19 protein-coding genes are annotated in these 15146 nt (G+C 38.1%); 5 read left to right on the top strand and 14 right to left on the bottom strand.

What is annotated here, in order from left to right; genetic code table 11:
• Nucleotides 1-2 precede the first annotated feature (2 nt).
• The 8 genes from IGI87_RS00365 to IGI87_RS00330 form a co-directional block, all read right to left on the bottom strand.
• Entirely contained in the window at nt 3-518 is a 516-nt protein-coding gene (locus tag IGI87_RS00365) for a hypothetical protein (protein WP_438735996.1), read from the bottom strand.
• A gap of 164 nt (nt 519-682) precedes the next feature.
• Nucleotides 683-925, bottom strand: coding sequence for a GlsB/YeaQ/YmgE family stress response membrane protein (locus IGI87_RS00360; RefSeq protein ID WP_002356092.1), 243 nt, complete (start codon nt 923-925; stop codon nt 683-685).
• Nucleotides 926-948: 23 nt separating this feature from the next.
• Nucleotides 949-1509: an Asp23/Gls24 family envelope stress response protein gene (locus tag IGI87_RS00355; RefSeq protein WP_002356090.1), complete on the bottom strand. Its 561-nt coding sequence runs from the start codon at nt 1507-1509 to the stop codon at nt 949-951.
• A gap of 58 nt (nt 1510-1567) precedes the next feature.
• Nucleotides 1568-2080: an Asp23/Gls24 family envelope stress response protein gene (locus tag IGI87_RS00350; protein ID WP_010816949.1), complete on the bottom strand. Its 513-nt coding sequence runs from the start codon at nt 2078-2080 to the stop codon at nt 1568-1570.
• 12 nt (nt 2081-2092) lie between these two features.
• On the bottom strand, nt 2093-2284 hold the full coding sequence (locus IGI87_RS00345) for a DUF2273 domain-containing protein (protein WP_002356087.1): 192 nt from the start codon (nt 2282-2284) through the stop codon (nt 2093-2095).
• Between the two features lie 12 nt (nt 2285-2296).
• Complete coding sequence (amaP, locus tag IGI87_RS00340; protein ID WP_113795100.1) at nt 2297-2869, bottom strand: alkaline shock response membrane anchor protein AmaP; 573 nt, start codon at nt 2867-2869, stop codon at nt 2297-2299.
• Between the two features lie 12 nt (nt 2870-2881).
• Nucleotides 2882-3775: an SDR family oxidoreductase gene (locus IGI87_RS00335; RefSeq protein ID WP_438735995.1), complete on the bottom strand. Its 894-nt coding sequence runs from the start codon at nt 3773-3775 to the stop codon at nt 2882-2884.
• A gap of 85 nt (nt 3776-3860) precedes the next feature.
• Nucleotides 3861-4049, bottom strand: a complete 189-nt coding sequence (locus IGI87_RS00330; RefSeq protein WP_104854674.1) for a hypothetical protein — start codon at nt 4047-4049, stop codon at nt 3861-3863.
• Between IGI87_RS00330 and IGI87_RS00325 the strand changes: the two genes are divergently transcribed.
• The 3 genes from IGI87_RS00325 (at nt 4049) to IGI87_RS00315 (ending at nt 5460) form a co-directional block, all read left to right on the top strand.
• On the top strand, nt 4049-4702 hold the full coding sequence (locus tag IGI87_RS00325; RefSeq protein ID WP_104854675.1) for a Crp/Fnr family transcriptional regulator: 654 nt from the start codon (nt 4049-4051) through the stop codon (nt 4700-4702). The two genes, IGI87_RS00330 and IGI87_RS00325, sit on opposite strands and share 1 nt — an antisense overlap.
• Before the next feature lie 104 nt (nt 4703-4806).
• Complete coding sequence (locus IGI87_RS00320) at nt 4807-4989, top strand: type II toxin-antitoxin system HicA family toxin (protein ID WP_317095793.1); 183 nt, start codon at nt 4807-4809, stop codon at nt 4987-4989.
• 33 nt (nt 4990-5022) lie between these two features.
• A complete protein-coding gene (locus tag IGI87_RS00315; RefSeq protein ID WP_438735994.1) occupies nt 5023-5460 on the top strand; it encodes a type II toxin-antitoxin system HicB family antitoxin in 438 nt (145 codons plus the stop codon).
• A 44-nt stretch (nt 5461-5504) separates the two neighbouring features.
• On the opposite strand, the gene IGI87_RS00310 is transcribed toward IGI87_RS00315, so the two are convergent.
• The 5 genes from IGI87_RS00310 to ruvA form a co-directional block, all read right to left on the bottom strand.
• Nucleotides 5505-6422 (bottom strand): helix-turn-helix domain-containing protein, encoded by a 918-nt coding sequence (locus IGI87_RS00310; RefSeq protein ID WP_010713649.1) that lies wholly within the window; start codon nt 6420-6422, stop codon nt 5505-5507.
• A 542-nt stretch (nt 6423-6964) separates the two neighbouring features.
• On the bottom strand, nt 6965-9304 hold the full coding sequence (gene ygjK / locus IGI87_RS00305; RefSeq protein ID WP_438735993.1) for an alpha-glucosidase: 2340 nt from the start codon (nt 9302-9304) through the stop codon (nt 6965-6967).
• A 178-nt stretch (nt 9305-9482) separates the two neighbouring features.
• Nucleotides 9483-10181 (bottom strand): N-acetylmannosamine-6-phosphate 2-epimerase, encoded by a 699-nt coding sequence (locus tag IGI87_RS00300; protein ID WP_438735992.1) that lies wholly within the window; start codon nt 10179-10181, stop codon nt 9483-9485.
• Nucleotides 10182-10322: 141 nt separating this feature from the next.
• Nucleotides 10323-11339 carry a Holliday junction branch migration DNA helicase RuvB gene (ruvB, locus tag IGI87_RS00295; RefSeq protein WP_002381340.1) on the bottom strand — a complete coding sequence of 339 codons (1017 nt, stop codon included), beginning with the start codon at nt 11337-11339 and terminating at the stop codon, nt 10323-10325.
• Between the two features lie 12 nt (nt 11340-11351).
• On the bottom strand, nt 11352-11966 hold the full coding sequence (gene ruvA, locus IGI87_RS00290; protein ID WP_113795107.1) for a Holliday junction branch migration protein RuvA: 615 nt from the start codon (nt 11964-11966) through the stop codon (nt 11352-11354).
• 218 nt (nt 11967-12184) lie between these two features.
• Between ruvA and IGI87_RS00285 the strand changes: the two genes are divergently transcribed.
• A complete protein-coding gene (locus tag IGI87_RS00285) occupies nt 12185-13171 on the top strand; it encodes an LLM class flavin-dependent oxidoreductase (RefSeq protein WP_438735991.1) in 987 nt (328 codons plus the stop codon).
• Between the two features lie 13 nt (nt 13172-13184).
• Nucleotides 13185-13409: a DUF896 domain-containing protein gene (locus IGI87_RS00280; RefSeq protein ID WP_010822421.1), complete on the top strand. Its 225-nt coding sequence runs from the start codon at nt 13185-13187 to the stop codon at nt 13407-13409.
• Between the two features lie 46 nt (nt 13410-13455).
• Here the strand turns inward: IGI87_RS00280 and IGI87_RS00275 are convergent, their stop codons facing one another.
• The gene (locus IGI87_RS00275; protein ID WP_438735990.1) at nt 13456-15135 is read right to left on the bottom strand and encodes a peptide ABC transporter substrate-binding protein; all 1680 of its coding nucleotides are present in this window, start codon (nt 15133-15135) and stop codon (nt 13456-13458) included.
• Between the last annotated feature and the right edge of the window lie 11 nt (nt 15136-15146).

Genomic DNA, 15146 nt, shown 5'->3' with positions numbered 1-15146 from the left:
CATTACTTTATCCCTCCTTCATCATATACAATTGAGTCCTCTGGCATTTTCTTCTTTGTGGGCTTATCTTTTTTTTCAATGTAATAGGGACCTTTGCCTGTACCATTTGTTATGCTATAAATGAACTTTTCAGTTTCTGCTGATATCGTGTCTAAATCCACTTCTTCTTCATACACACCGTTGATGGTAAAATAAACTTTTAATGTATTCATTGGCCCTACTGCAAAACTGGTAAATTCTATTTTGGTAATGTCGGAGTATTCTCTTAACGCACTTAATTTATTAAAATACTCCTCTTCTGAAATACTTCCTTTCCCCTTATTAAACTCTTGATAAATCTCTTCGACTTTTTTTTGATTTCTCGTATAAATTCGATAGTTATTATACAAATAGTTCGCTAAATCTGTTTGGATTTCGTGTAATTTTGCTTTTTCTTGTTCATCCATGTACCATTTTCCTCCAATTCCTATGATTAAGATAATGAGTAGTCCGATTAACCATTGTTTCCTATGTTTCACTGATTCACCTCCTTTTTGCCCCACAACGTCTTTTTAATTAAATTTTAACAAAACCACCTATCAAAGGAAAGTTACATTTAATCTAATTTTAATAAACCAGATAATATTAAAGAATATAAAAAAAGAGTTTGGACAATCGCCCAAACTCTTCTGAAAAATCTTCTCTATTTTCTTCCTAAAATCCATGAAACGATGGCAACTAAAATCACTGCCCCGATAATCGATGGCACAATAGCCATACCAGCTAAGCTTGGTCCCCATGTGCCTAAAATGGCTTGACCAATTGTTGAACCAACTAAACCTGCAATGATATTGGCAATAATGCCCATTGATGATCCTTTTTTAGTAATTGCTCCAGCGATTGCCCCAATGACACCGCCGACAATTAATGCCCAAATAAAGCCCATGATTGTTTCCTCCTTTTAACCGTTTACTCTACACGTGGTTCCATGTTTTCTTTGACTTGTTCTGTTCCTTTATTCACAGCTTTTTTTGCTTTTTCTGTTTGTTCAGAAGCAAATTCACCGGTACTTTTGGCAGCGCCTGTGACTTTATCTTGAACCGTTTCGCTATCTTCTTCGTATTCTTCTTTTGATTTGATATCAACTACGTTAACATTCACTTCAATCACATCTAAGTGGGTCATTTTTTTCACTTCACGACTGATTAATTCTTTCATTTTTTCATAAATGTCTTGAATATCTTTACCGTATTCTACCACGATATCCATGTCAACAGCGACTTGTTTTTTACCAACTTCGGTATCAATACCAGCTGTGACGTTATCTGTATTTACTAATTTTTCAGCAATATTTGAGAAAAAGCCGCCATCGACTGTTAATAGACCATCAACATTTTCTAAGGCTAAACCGATAATTTTTTGAACGACTTTATCTTCAAATGTTAATTCACCTTTGATTGCATGATCTTCTGGTGTGTGTGGTCCGTTTCCTGCTGGTTTTGGTACATTATTGAATTTTTCGTTACTCATGGTTCATTCCTCCTAATTTCTTCTATTATTGCTTTATTTTTAATAAAATAATAACCCATTATTGAACACGAGGTGCCGTGTTTTCTTTGACTTTTGTCTTGCCTTTAGTTACCGCATGTTTGGCTTTGTTGGTTTGTTTTGACATAAAACTACCTGTCGCTTCAGCGGCGTTACCAAGTTTATCTTGGACCGTTTCACTTTCTTCTTGGTACTCTGCTTGTGTTTTGATATCTACTACGTTGACATTAACTTCGATTACTTCCAAGTGAGTCATTTGTTGGACTTCACGAGTAATAACCTCTTTCATTTGATCATAAATGGTCTCGATATCTTTTCCGTATTCGGCTACGATGTCCATATCCACTGCGACTTGTTTTTTGCCGACCTCAGTGTGAATTCCTGTTGTAACATCGTCACTGTTAATCATTTTGTCTCGTAAATTCGAGAAAAATCCACCGTCAACAGTTAACAAACCGTCGACTTCTTCCAAAGCAATGCCAATAATTTTTTGGATTACTTTATCCTCAAACGTCAACTCACCTTTAACAATCGATACATTTGCATTTTCCATAGCCAAAACCTCCTATTTATGATGAAAATAATTTTTGACAATGCCTGTCTGTTCCAAATACAAACCTAGCCAAATACCTAGTCCTGTCAGGAGTACCACTAACAATGTTTTAAAGAAGCCGATTGACAGAAACAAGATTGCAAAAACCAAGCCGACTAAGCCACCAATTAACGGAACGGCATATTGTTTTATCCATTCAACCATTGTACATCCCTCCTACTCCACACGTGCTTGTGTTTGCTGTTGTTGTGGTCGTTTTACTGATTGAATATCTTCAAAATGAACATCAATCGTAATCTTGTGACCAGTTCCCACCAAACGAGCAAGCCGTTCTTCCATTGTTTTTGACCAAGCTTCTGTTTGTCCAATTAAATCTGTCGTTCGTTTCAGTGTACCTTTGACATTGACCTTAATGCGCCGTTTTGTCGCCTTTACACGAATGGTTGGTGCTTCCAGAAAATCGCTGTCTTGTAAGCTAGAGCGTACAAATCCTTCGATGGCTTTACGGTGTAACACTAACTTCCCTTGCTGCTCTTTTAATTCAAACGTGCCTTTTCTTCTTGGGAATAAAAGAATGAATAAAAATAGAAAGAGCATAATTCCTAGTAAAACCAGCGCTACCCAAAAAATTGCTTGACGAGCGTACTCATTGTCTTGCAAGAACCATTGAACATTATCTGGGGGCTGCCAAGCCGTCTCGGCTGACCAAGTGGTGATGGCCACCGCGCCAAATAATGCCATTAAAATCAGTGAGCCTAGAAGCAAAAGTATTTTAACAACTTTATTCACGGAACATCCCTCCTAAAGATTAATTGCTTCTCCACCAGTTACGCCATAAACTTGAGCCGTAACATAACTTGCATCGTTGGACGCCAAGAAAACATAAACAGGGGCTAATTCAGCAGGCTGACCAGCACGTTCCAGTAAAGAATGTTGCCCAAATTCTGGCAACTCTTCAATTGGTTGTCCATGATCTAATTGTAACGGTGTCCAGATTGGTCCTGGGGCCACGCCATTTACCCGAATGCCTTTTGGTGCCAGTTGTTTTGCTAAACCAACGGTAAAGTTGGCAATTGATGCCTTCGTTGCTGCATAATCCAACAAATGCTCACTTGGATTAAAGGCTTGGACGGAAGTCGTAGTCACGATGCTGCTTCCAGCAGGTAAGTGAGGCACTGCTGCTTTGACAATGCCAAACATCGCAATAATATTGACATGGAAAGTGTCTATCACTTGTTCCATTGGTAATTCTTCAATAGCGGCACAGGAAATTTGTTGGGCTGCATTTAAAACAAGTGTATCTAAGCCGCCTAAAGATTCACGAGCTTGTGCAACCAAATCTGCAGGCGCTTGTTTGTCTCTTAAATCTGCTGGGAAAAGAAAGACTTTTCGGCCAGCTTCTCGTATATAGCGCGCTACCTCTTCAGCATCTTTTTCTTCACCTGGGAAAAAATGTAACGCAATATCCGCGCCTTCGCGAGCAAAAGCAATGGCGGCTGCTCGTCCAATCCCAGAATCACCGCCTGTAATTAATACCCGACGATTTTCTAATTTGTGATTTCCGACATAGCTGTCTTCCCCACAATCCGGTTTAGGAACCATTTTGTCTTGTAATGCGGGAGTTTCTTGATCTTGCTGCGGAAATCCATCACTATAAAATAACTTTCTTGGGTCTTTTAAGTTTGGTTCTGTCATGAAATCTCCTCCCTTTCTACTATTACCTTAATACAATTTTTTAATTTTGAAAAATATTTGAGCACATAAAATAAAAAAAAATTTTTTAATACTCATTAAGCGAAATTTTTCGCGAAAGTATCTGAAAGCTGATTTTATTTTTCAAAACAGCGTTTAATTGACCATTTTTATCAACATTTGTTATTGACATATGATGTCCAATTCGCTTAAATAAGAAAGAAGCCAACAGGCAAAGACAAAAAATATTTAGAAATAATTGAGGAGTTACCGCCAATGAGAAATGTTTTACAAGACTACTTAGATGAGCATTCATTTCGAGTCGTTGTAAAAAAGAAGAAAAATTATTTAACTTATGAAGGACTGCAGGATCGTTATGCCTATATTTTAAAAAGTGGCATCATCAAAACCAGCGTTATTTCCAAAGACGGTCGTGAATTTAATTTACGTTATATCAACAATTTGGAAATTGTTTCATTGCTACGTGATGAATATTCAGAATTTATTGATGCACCTTTTAATATTCGCATCGAATCTCCACAAGCAGAACTTTACCAAATCGACCGTGTACAATTTTGGCGGGATATCAATAATAGTAAAGAGTTACAGATGTATGTCAAAGAATACTATCGGGACCGTCTAATGCATTCCATGAAAAAGATGCAGCAAATGTTAATGAACGGTAAATTTGGAGCCGTTTGTACACAAATCTATGAAATGTACGATTCATTTGGTGTAGAAACAGAGGAAGGTATTTTAATCGATTTCGTGGTGACCAATGAAGAAATTGCGCATTTTTGTGGGATAACTTCTGCTAGTAGCGTTAACCGGATGATGCAGCAACTAAAAGAGTTAGGGGCAATCGAACTACGTAATCGCAAAATTTTGATTAAAGATTTAGACATGATTAGAGATAACATTATTGTTTAACATCAGCACCCCCGTAAGTTTGACCTTACGGGGGTGCTTTTTCATCCACTTGACAATACGTATTACACGTATTAAAATATATCCTGTCAGGAGGTATTGTGCACATGCCAATGACACAAAAACAAATGGTCAAATTGCTAAAAAAGCTCGGTTGGTTACCAACCGATGGTGGAAAAGGCTCCCATATAAAAATGGAGATGTCTGGCAAAAGACCGATCATTATCCCACACGGAGAATTGAAAAAAGGAACCGAAATAGGGATTTTAAAAGAGTCAGGGCTGAAATAGCCTTCCTCAATGATTGATAAGGAGGCATCATTCATGCTAATTAGTTATCCTGCATGTTTCTACAGTGTCGAGAATGGTTACTATGTTTATTTCCCAGATATAGGTGGTTCTGGTACGCAAGGAGATACAATTCCTGATGCAATTGCGATGGCTTCCGATTATTTAGGTATGATGTTATCTGATGATATTGAACATCAAAGAACAATCAACCAGCCATCTCCTATCAATACGTTGTCGTTAGAAGATAATAATCCCTTTAGAGATGACGATGACTTCAATTTTAACCTTGCAGACTCGTTTGTTACTATGGTAAATGTAGAACTAAATGATTATTTAGGAACAAATACGTTAGTCAAAAAAACCGTCACCATTCCCAAGTGGTCTGATGAACTCGGGAAAAAAAATAAATTGAATTTTTCTAAAACCTTGACCGATGCTATCGTTGAAAAGTCGCTACATGTTTTAAAGTAGCCTAGAGAAAGCCCCCCACAAGTTCAAACTTGCGGGGGAGCTTTTTATTTTTCAGTGACAATATTCACAGGAAATTGTCCATAATCTAAATTAAATGTCCGACCAGCCGTCAGCTGAAGCATTTCTTTTTTCATGCCTTCCGCCAAACGTGCATCCCCAAAACTTTCAATCATATCAATAACGGTGATTACTTCTTTATAATATCTCATTTTGCCAGTGTACAGATAATACGTAAGATTTTTTAAATAACGTAAGTTAAAATGAATATAGTAGATTTCGGCAGGAATCGTGGTAACACTCATTAGCGCTAAATACTCCCGGGCTTTCGCATAATTTTTCTTATAAAGTTGCGCTGTAATGATATTTAGGTAAAAACCATAGGCGACATTTAATGTTTGGGTATCACGTAATTCAGCATCTTTGACAGGAAACATCTGCTCAAGAATCTGAAGGACTTCGTTTTCAGAAAATAACGCCCCTGTATTAGTCACCATTTGATAATCGTAATATGTATAGTAGCTTTTGCTAGAGATAAGTGCGAGAATTGCCATTCGATCAGTTTCATCGAATTCTGGAATTTCCTCCCAATCATTACTGAAAGTTAGCTTAATATCTGTATAAATAGACATCTCTACTGCGTTTTTTTGGGGATTGCGCTCTAATTGATAAAAGTAATGAATCAGGTTCTTTTTTTCACTTGTATTGTTCAACCCCATTTGACAACATTCAATTTGATGCATAATTTTAGATGAAGCCGTACTTCTTGTTTCAGAGACCATATGAAAAAATTCATTAAAGGTAATCCCAAGTGACTGTAATGCTGTCATTAAATCCTCGTAACTTAGCTTGGCTTCACCAATTTCGATTCTTCGATAGGTTTGTTTCCCTTTTTTTGGTAAAACATCTTTCTGAGCAATTTTTTTCTTTTTTCTAAAATACTTTAATGCCTCTAACACATCCATAATATGCTCCTTTCTATTAATAATTTAATATTAAGTATTATTTTTTTATTAAATAAAATATAACATTTTATAAAAATTATTTTTACGAACTTTAATATTACCAAATAATCAAATAATATATTTGTTTAAATTATTTTTTTGAACATTATAATTGTCAGGCGTCAACAAATTTAAAAAAACTTTTCTAATTCGTTCTTGAAGAAACTAAGATATCTGTCTTATAATGAAATTCAATATAACTTAGAGCAGGAGGTGTCGCAATGTTTGGTTTCAATATTAGTTTATTTCTTATTACTCGGTTCCGTTAAACCCACTCTTCATTAACCATTGTACAATCAATCTCATTGAATATCTATTTCATTTTTATTAAATAACATTTTTAATAAAAGTACATATAGTTTATTTTTAGATATTTTGTTTAATTATATGAAATATATTTATTTAAATAAATAAATTACATTTAATTAAATCAGAGGGGAACAGATTGTAGCAAGTGAAGAAAAAAACAGCTCTTGAGCAATATTTTCTCAAGAGCTGTTTTTCTATTTTATCTCAAAAGCGGTTTGCGTTGTGGGGTTATTACTTAATAAGGTGTTTTTATACAATAAATAGTATGCTGCCGCTGACCAACTAAAGTTTTTCGTACTTAGGCCCTTCCCTGTCAGTGGATCATAATTTTCATGAATAGGTCCTTCTCCCATCAATCCTTCGGCATGTAAGAAGAGTTTTTGTGTCATTTCTTTTGCTTCTTTTGTGTAGTCATAGTTTTGAAGAGCTTCTACACCAAACAAGGCTTGATCAAGCCAAACTGGTCCTCGCCAATATTTCGTTGCAGCAAATTTTTCATTGTCTTTGGATGCCGTTGGGAATGGCATAAAGGTATTGAACATTTCTTGATTCATCATGTTTTTCTTAACTGCCGCCGCCTGTTCTTTGGTCGCTACTTTTGCCCATAGCGGCAACCAGCCCTCTGTTCCTTTGCCACGATTGACTAATAATTTCGTTTTCGAGCCGTCTTCATTTATTTGTAAGTCATAGAAGAAGCCGGTTTTTTCATCAAACATATTTTCTTGAATATATTTTTTTAGTTTCTTCGCTTCTTTTTGATAGTTTTTATAATCCTCTTTTTTGCCTAATTCCTCTGCTATTGAAGCTAAATAACCCTTTTCAGCGTAGAGATACGCATTCAAATCCACTGATTCTTGATTAATCGAATACCCCACTACTTTTCCTTTATTTTTATTTTCAAAAACTTTAACTCCGATGTCGCCTTTGCCCACACCTTCTTTGTCAAACCGTGTAGCGTTATCCATGCCACTTTCCCACGCGGCTGCTTCAATAACAGCATCATCGTCCACTTTAGGTTGGCCATTCTTATCTTTAATGATTTGATCCTTGTCATCTTTTTGCCAGTGGGCATCGCTGACCATGCTTCCATATTCTGCTATCCCATTTTTATTGTGGTCTCGGTTGGTATACCACCAATTATGATAAGCCACAAGTTTGGGATACATTTCTTTTAAAAATTCCTTATCTTTGGTTTCTTGATAAATATGCCAAACTGCCCATGCAGCCAATGGTGGTTTAGAATTTCGTTCATTCCAGTTGCCACCTTCACCACCACGCGCACTGTCTTGATTGTAAAAGACAGCATCAATGATCGCTCCTGCATCTTGTGGACGTACGGTATCATCTTTTTGAATTTGATAATCAAACAAGGCTCGCATATTATTTTTAGCTAACTCAGGATTAAAATCAGCCGTTGCTACATCCGCTTTCCACGAATCCCAAGCCCACATACCAATAAACCATTTATAAGACATGGATGGAACAATCCCGTCGTGCTTAAAGGCACCTGCCGCACTTCGCCAATTGGTATTAATCGTTTCAATCGATTTGACAAGCGCATTTTGATATTCAGGAAATTCTGCTGTTTTCTTTTGATCAAACGTTTTATCTAGATACCCTTGCCATCTTTGCTTGTTCTCTTTGAAATAGCGCGCCGCATTTTTGGTATATTCGGGTGCTTGTTTTTGTTCCTTTGCCTCTTCTTCTTTTGTAAAAGTATAGCTTTCTGTCGTATAGGTGTTGTACGTTTGTTTAGGCTTTAATTCAATTGGTTCAGCGGTCGCTGTATAATTCCGATTATCAATTTTTGTTGAAACTTTATCTGCGTGATGAATCGTATATTTTGTGTCTTTCGTAGCAAAATAATTCCACGTTTCTCTGACTTCGCCAAAATTCACTTGAATGTCATTGTCTTTAGCAGTTAAACGAGTGCCAATATCTAAGGTTTCCGTTCCCTCTTGAATTTTGTCAAAGACCGCACCTGTCCAGCTTGCTTCAAGTGACAAGGGCTCTTCACCAGTGTTTTCAAGTGTCGTTTGGATAAGCGCCGTTCGATTGCTGACAAAAATTAAAGCTAAATGAATCGTTAGATCGTCTAATTCATAGGTTTGCTCTAGGCGCCCAGGATAATAAGACAAGTCCATGCGGTTGCTTTGGCTTAAATCATAAGTTTCTCCCGTTTTTTTATTTTTGACCGTTAATTTGTTTAAACTTGCCGCCAAGTTTACTGGATATTCTTCCGCAATAATCAATGGCCCCGCAAAACCACCCAGCAGCTCTTTATTGCTTTTTTCAGGTAAATAGTAGCCATGCCATGCACCTAAATCAGAAAAATTATTAAAATAATTGGTATCGTATACACCATTCGTCCGTTCTGTTGGTGATGCACTCACATCTAAAACATTCGCAAATTCATCAACTTTTGTTCTTTCAACACTTGCTTGCACTTCCCCGCTTAACGCAAAGCAGCTGACTACGGTGATTCCTAACGCTAACCAAGTAGACACCCGTTTCTTTTTTGATAATCCCTTCATAAAACCCCTCCTATAAAATGATAGCGTTTTATACACTAATTTATTATCAGCAAGGACTATGCCAAATGGAGTGTATCCCTTTTCATTATTGAAAGATTCAACTTTCTCCAGAAAAAAAAGCGACCGTGTCGAAGTGTATTAATCAAAAAATAACGAGTGTATCGATAGTGTATTTAGTTTATGCTTCATTCTGTTTTATTTTCGTAGCTTCCACAAATTTTTCAGTAATTTTTTGCGGTCTTGTAATAACAGATCCCACCACTACGCTATAAGCACCTAGCTCCAGAACACGTTGGACTTTTGCTAGTGTGTCAATCGTTCCTTCTGCAATGATGGGCGTAGTAAAATGCTTCTTCGCTTCTCTTAACAGTTCAAAATCATTTTGTTCAATCCGCTGATTTTCACTTTGTGGCGTATAGCCGACTAACGTTGTGCCAATGTAATCAAAGCCTAACTCTGCCGCTTCAATCATCTCTTCTAGCGTGGAACAATCCGCCATCCATTCTTGGTCAGGATACTTTTCTTTTATTCTTTTGAAAAATGTGGCTAACGTTTCACCATTCGGTCGTTTCGAATGGGTTGCATCGAGAGCGATAATTTCTGGCTGAACAGCCATTAATTCATCTACCTCACGCATAGTTGCGGTAATATATACTTCTGCTCCAGGATAATCTCGTTTAATAATCCCAACGATTGGTAAATCAACCTCTTTTCGGATTGCTTGAATGTCTACTACAGAATTTGCTCGAATGCCTTTAGCACCTCCTTGTTTAGCGGCCAAAGCCATCTTGGACATGATAAAGGAACTATGCAACGGTTCGTCTGCCAACGCTTGGCAAGAAACAATTAATGCCCCTTTGATTTCTTCATTCAACATTGATCCCTCCAATTTAAAAGCGATTACAAACACAGTATACCTACAACAGTTGAAATATGCCACTCTCCCAAATAAGAACAAACGTTTCACGTGAAACAAAAGAAAGCAAGCGGTTATAGCTTACTTTCTTTTGGCTTATTTTTAATTTTTACGCCCCTCTAAATAATCATACCCAAAATGTGCATACGCAAAAGGCGTTGCAATCCGTCCTCGCGGTGTTCGTTTAATGAAACCTTTTTGAATAAGGTAGGGTTCATACATATCTTCCACCGTTTCGGTTTCTTCACCAATATTTACAGACAAGGTACTTAAGCCAACTGGACCACCGCCGTATAAATCAATCATTGTTTTCAACAATTTTTGATCGACATAATCTAAGCCTTGATGGTCCACTTGCAGTAAGGTTAACGCTTTGTCTGCAATCGCTCGGTCGATTTTGCCATCTGATTGGACTTGGGCAAAATCACGGACACGTTTTAACAAACGATTGGCAATTCGCGGGGTTCCTCTTGAGCGGCGCGCAATTTCAAAGGCACCTTCCTCAAAAATCTCCGTTTGAAAAATATCCGCGGAACGGAGAACGATTTCTTTTAAATCCTGCTCTTGATAATACTCCATGTGAGAAATAATCCCAAAACGATCTCGTAATGGCGCTGAAAGCATCCCTGCACGTGTGGTAGCGCCCACTAAAGTAAAAGGCGGTAATGGAAAATGAACGGGATGTGCCGTGGTTCCTTGACCAACCATGATATCAATGTAAAAATCTTCCATTGCGGAATACAGCATTTCTTCCACAACTCGCGGCAAACGATGAATTTCATCGATAAATAACACATCACCAGGCTCTAATTCGTTCAAAATAGCGACTAAATCTCCCGCCCGTTCGATGGCTGGGCCACTTGTGGTCCGAATGTTCACATTCATTTCATTGGCGATGACCATCGCCATTGTCGTTTTCCCTAAACCTGGCGGACCATAAAGAAGGGTATGATCCAACGCTTCATTCCGATTTTTTGCCGCTTCAATATAAATCGTTAGTTCTTGTTTTACCTTGTCTTGACCAATATATTGTGCTAAAAATTGCGGACGTAACGATTTTTCAATTGAAGCTTCTGCTTCTTGACTTGCAGCTGAAAGCAACCGTTCTTCTTCTGTCATCGTTATTCCTCCTTAGCGTTTCATCATGAATTTTAACGCATTGCTCAAATAAACATCTGTCGTTGTCTCACCTAATGCTTCCAATTGCTTAGTAATACGCTTAATCTCTCGGTCACTATAGCCTAGGGCACTTAATGCTTCTAACGCTTCTGCCAATGCTTGATTGCTTGTTGTTACCACTTCGGTGGCGGTCATGGCCGCCACCGCTGCTTCGGAGGACTCTAATTCGCCTAATTTTCCTTTTAAATCTAAAATCATTTGTTGGGCTGTTTTCTTGCCAACACCTGGGAACTTCGTTAAATATGTAACATCTTCCCCTTCAATTGCATTGATTAAACCACCATGGTCAGCTACAGAAGCCATGATAGCTAAGCCACTTTTAGGTCCAATTCCAGAGACACTGATTAATTTTAAGAATAATTGTTTTTCTTCTAAACTGCCAAAACCAAATAAAAGTTGTGCATCTTCCCGCACGACTTGGTGAAGATATAGTTTAATATCGGTATCCATTTTTCCTGAATAGCGATACGGGTTATCGACTGAAATCTGATAGCCAATGCCATTTGCTTCAATGACAATATAGTATGGGCTAACAAACGTTACTTTTCCAATAATATATTCGTACATGTTGTCACCTTTCCAATTGCTGATTGCGTACATATGTTCCATTTTAACACAAAGCATCAAAAAGCAATAGCGGAGAATTTTTTATCATCGACCTTGGCTACATCTATTGGTTACTTTTCGCTCACTAGGGAATTAAAAAGTGCGTACTGTTTTTTTTGACATGCTTGCGTAATAATAGCGGTAGCTTCAAAAAAATAATCAAAAAGGAGACTACATACATGAAATTAAGTATCTTAGATCAATTAACGGTTCCTAAAAATCAATCAGCAAGCGACACCTTACAAGAAGCCAAAGAGCTCGCTCAATTAGCGGAAAAACTTGGTTACACAAGAATTTGGTATGCCGAACATCACGGTTCAGACGCCTTTGCCAGTGCAACACCAGAAATTTTAGTTGCACATATTGCTAGCGCCACCGAAAAAATTCGTGTTGGCGCGGGTGGCATCATGACCATGCATTATGCGCCATTTAAAGTCGCGGAAACTTTTAAAACGTTAGCAGCTTTATATCCTGACCGAATCGATTTAGGCATGGGCCGCTCGCCTGGTGGCAGCCCTTTAACTACGTTGGCGTTAAATAATGGTCAGCCACCACAACTAGATCAATTTGATAAATTACCTGAAATTTTACTCTTTTTAAGAGAGGAATTTCCTGAAGATCATTTATATTCTAAAATTTCAGCTGTTCCGCGGGAAGTACTATTGCCACAGCCTTGGTTACTAGGTGCTAGCAAAGAAAGCGCACGTTCAGCCGGTGAATATGGCATTAATTTTTCCTTTGCGCAGTTCATTCATGGACAGTTGCCCAAAGAAGTATTGTCAGCATATTACAAGCATTTTCGACCAATGACTGAACAACAAGAGCCTCAAGTGAGTGCTGCTTATTTCACTTTTGCCGCCGACACGAAAGAAGAAGCAGAATACCATGCGGCTAGTTTCGAGCATTATATTTTTGCCACCGAACACGGGCTTCCTAATAAGTTTTTATCGCCAGAAGAGGCTCTTGCTTTTCCTTATAGTGAAATGGACAAGCAGGTGTTAGAACAAAATAAACAACGCTTTGTCATTGGCAGTAGTCAAGAAGTTGCGGAGTTTTTCCACCAACAAGAAGAATTAGGCTTAACAGAAGCGATGCTGATCACCCCAGGTTACGACAAACAAACGCGCTTTCAATCATTTGAACGCGTGGCAAAAGAATTATTGTAGAAAGGAGACAAAAATGTTAGATGTTTTAAAAAGAATTAATACACTTGCGCAAAAAGAGCGTGAACAGGGCTTAACACCTGAAGAACAAGCCCTTCGTGTCGATTTACGACAAGAATATTTGCGGACCATTCGTGAACAATTCAATAAAACGTTAATGGGGGTCACTATTTATGACCCTACTGGTGAAGATGTAACACCAGAAAAATTAAAAGAAGAACAGCAGAAACATTTTGATTAAAAGAGACACGGAACAGTCAAATCGACTATTCTGTGTCTCTTTTTAACTACTCTTCTGTTACATATGTCCACTTATAATCATATTGCGCGCCAGCACCATGGGCAACGACACCTTTCACTTCTTTACTGCGTAGATGGGCAGTCGCCTTTTGATAAAGTGGTGCTAAAGCTGTCTCTTCACCAATCAATAACTTCTCGGCCTTAACCATGTCTTCCCAACGTTTTTCAGGATCTGATGCATCTCTTGTGGCTGAAGCCTCGATCAACTCATCATAGGCTTTACTTGAAAAACGCCCACGGTTATAGTTATTGCCGGTGACAAAAAGGTCTAAGAAACTACTTGGATCAGCGTAATCCGCAGCCCAGCCACCTAAGATTGTCTCAAAATCGCCCCGACTTCCTCGATCAATTCGAACTGAAAACGGCACTGGGCTCACTGTTACATCAATGCCCTCTAAAGTATCTTTTAATGTACCTTGAATATATTCCGCTAACTTTTTCGTAGAATCGACATCATCGGCAACAATATCCATTTTGAGTGTTGTTATGCCCAATTCTTTCTTCGCTTTTGCCCAGTATTCTTTTGCTTTTTCCGGGCTATATTCAACAATTTTTTTATTTTCATCAGCAAAATCTTTGTCATCTGTCGGCGAATACGACATCCCTTCTGGAATTAAGCCTGTAGCGACTACTGAACCGTCGCCTAAAATTTTATCTACTAATGCGTTGCGATCAATCGCTGCTGAAATTGATTTGCGTAAATTCACATTATTATACGGTGAATTTTTATCTCGCTGATTAAATTCCAAATAGCTGGTTCGTGCTTCTTTTTCGATAACCAATTCTGGATCCTTCGCCATTTGCTGGGCCAATTCGCCACTTAAAATAACATCGTCTGCTTGGCCATCTTGGAATAAGTTCAAGGCAGTTGGTGCCTCCTTGACAACATCAAAATTGATTTTATCTAATTTGACATTGTCTTTATCCCAATAGTTTTCATTTTTTTCTAAAGTCCAATTGGTATCTGAGCCAGCCCCTTCAAAGTTAGCTAAGACAAACGGACCATTATAGACTGCTTTTTCACTGGAAGCAGCGTAATCTTTGCCATATTTCTCTACGGTTGCTTGATGTTGCGGGAAAAATAGTGGAAAGGCCAGTAAATAATCAAAATATGGTGTTGGTTTTGCCAGTTTAATTTCTAGCTCGTAATCCCCGTTTGCTTTAATGCCTAATTCAGAAACTGGTTTCTTACCAGCTACAATGTCTGCACCATTTTCAATCATTTCTAGAAAATAAGCATACTCAGCGCCAGTCTGAGGATCTGCTGTACGTTGCCAACTAAAAACATAATCGGCAGCTGTGACAGGATCACCATTGGACCATTTTGCTTCTTCTCTTAGTTTCACCGTATACGTCAGACCATCATCACTGACTTGTACTTTTTCTTTAGCCCCTGCTGGTTGCGGCTTGCTTTTATCATCTAAACGATAAATTCCTTCATACGCATTATTCAGTGCCGTGAAACTAATTGTATCTGTTCCTAAAGATAAATCTGCAGAAGGCATTTCTTGTTGAACCACTACTTTAAATTCTTGTTTAGCGGCGGTTTTCTCTGACCCGCCCTTTGCTTTTTCGGCGCCAGCTCCCCCATCACCACCACAAGCAGCTAAAACTAACAGCGTTGTTAAACTTAACCCGATAAGTCCTTTTATACGTTTACTTTTCATGCCTTTCTCCC

It is taken from the genome of Enterococcus sp. DIV1444a, assembly GCF_051712125.1.
In the GTDB taxonomy this organism is placed as follows: domain Bacteria; phylum Bacillota; class Bacilli; order Lactobacillales; family Enterococcaceae; genus Enterococcus; species Enterococcus faecalis.
The sequence above is the reverse complement of the archived record's forward strand: the minus strand, read 5'-3'. Positions and strand labels throughout refer to the sequence as shown.

Coding starts and splice junctions, on each gene's coding strand:
- ruvB (WP_002381340.1), bottom strand. CDS start 11,339: ATGACAGAAGAAGAACGGTTGCTTTCAGCTGCAAGTCAAGAAGCAGAA.
- IGI87_RS00350 (WP_010816949.1), bottom strand. CDS start 2,080: ATGGAAAATGCAAATGTATCGATTGTTAAAGGTGAGTTGACGTTTGAG.
- ygjK (WP_438735993.1), bottom strand. CDS start 9,304: ATGAAGGGATTATCAAAAAAGAAACGGGTGTCTACTTGGTTAGCGTTA.
- IGI87_RS00325 (WP_104854675.1), top strand. CDS start 4,049: ATGAGAAATGTTTTACAAGACTACTTAGATGAGCATTCATTTCGAGTC.
- ruvA (WP_113795107.1), bottom strand. CDS start 11,966: ATGTACGAATATATTATTGGAAAAGTAACGTTTGTTAGCCCATACTAT.
- IGI87_RS00285 (WP_438735991.1), top strand. CDS start 12,185: ATGAAATTAAGTATCTTAGATCAATTAACGGTTCCTAAAAATCAATCA.
- IGI87_RS00335 (WP_438735995.1), bottom strand. CDS start 3,775: ATGACAGAACCAAACTTAAAAGACCCAAGAAAGTTATTTTATAGTGAT.
- IGI87_RS00280 (WP_010822421.1), top strand. CDS start 13,185: ATGTTAGATGTTTTAAAAAGAATTAATACACTTGCGCAAAAAGAGCGT.
- IGI87_RS00355 (WP_002356090.1), bottom strand. CDS start 1,509: ATGAGTAACGAAAAATTCAATAATGTACCAAAACCAGCAGGAAACGGA.
- IGI87_RS00360 (WP_002356092.1), bottom strand. CDS start 925: ATGGGCTTTATTTGGGCATTAATTGTCGGCGGTGTCATTGGGGCAATC.
- IGI87_RS00310 (WP_010713649.1), bottom strand. CDS start 6,422: ATGGATGTGTTAGAGGCATTAAAGTATTTTAGAAAAAAGAAAAAAATT.
- IGI87_RS00315 (WP_438735994.1), top strand. CDS start 5,023: ATGCTAATTAGTTATCCTGCATGTTTCTACAGTGTCGAGAATGGTTAC.
- IGI87_RS00275 (WP_438735990.1), bottom strand. CDS start 15,135: ATGAAAAGTAAACGTATAAAAGGACTTATCGGGTTAAGTTTAACAACG.
- IGI87_RS00345 (WP_002356087.1), bottom strand. CDS start 2,284: ATGGTTGAATGGATAAAACAATATGCCGTTCCGTTAATTGGTGGCTTA.
- IGI87_RS00320 (WP_317095793.1), top strand. CDS start 4,807: ATGCCAATGACACAAAAACAAATGGTCAAATTGCTAAAAAAGCTCGGT.
- IGI87_RS00300 (WP_438735992.1), bottom strand. CDS start 10,181: ATGTTGAATGAAGAAATCAAAGGGGCATTAATTGTTTCTTGCCAAGCG.